This window comes from Albidovulum sediminicola (genome assembly GCF_025751575.1).
Lineage (GTDB): Bacteria > Pseudomonadota > Alphaproteobacteria > Rhodobacterales > Rhodobacteraceae > Albidovulum > Albidovulum sediminicola.
Map to the genome: position 1 here is coordinate 1 of NZ_JAOWLA010000067.1, position 884 is coordinate 884.

1 pseudogene is annotated in these 884 nt (G+C 58.6%); it reads right to left on the minus strand.

Features of this window, described 5'->3' with window-relative positions:
* Positions 1-23: 23 nt before the first annotated feature.
* Positions 24-816 (minus strand): annotated as a pseudogene (locus OE647_RS20120) (IS5 family transposase).
* Positions 817-884: the final 68 nt, after the last annotated feature.

The following is an 884-nucleotide window of genomic DNA, read 5'->3' on the forward strand; positions in this document are numbered from 1 at the left end:
CTAGGCTCCAGACTCATTCTCATTCATAGCCAGAAGATGACGATCGCGGCGAGCAGGATGGCGGAAAAGAAGGTTTCTGGGCAGCGGTCGTATCGGGTGGCAACGCGGCGCCAGTCCTTGAGGCGGCCAAACATGATCTCGATGCGGTTGCGCCGTTTGTATCGCCGTTTATCGTATCGGACGGTCTTCTTGCGTTTCTTCCTCCCCGGGATGCAGGCGCGTATCCCCTTGTCTTTCAATGCTTCTCGGAACCAGTCTGCGTCATAGCTCCTGTCCGCAAGCATCCAATCTGCTGTCGGCAGGCTGCTCAGTAGCGCCGCTGCGCCGGTGTAATCGCTTACTTGCCCGGCAGACATGAAGAACCGGATCGGTCGCCCCTTCGCATCACTGACGGCATGCAGCTTGGTGTTCATGCCGCCCTTCGTTCGGCCTATCTGGCGCTCGCGCCCCCCTTTTTCACGCACAGGCTTGAGGCCGTGCGGTGCGCTTTCAAATAGGTCGCATCGATCATGATCGTCTTGTGTTCGGCGCTCTCACCGGCCAAGCCCATCATGATCCGGGCGAAGACCCCCGTTCGCGGCCTCTCTCGGACCGGTGGCGTTCAGCCACTCACCTCCAGCGCTTCCACCGATTGTAGAGAGTCTTTGCCGGACCGTATTCCCTGGGTGCGTCGCACCACCGCAAGCCGTTGCGATTGATAAAGATTATGCCACTCAACACACGCCGATCATCGACGCGGGGCTTGCCATGGCTCTTGGGCAGGAACGGCTTCAGACGCTTCATCTGCGCCTCCGACAGCCAGTATAGGTTGCTCATTAAACAGGTCTCCTTGCGGAGCCTGAATCATGCCAAAAGCCTGAAATCAATGGGTCGGGAGCCTAGAA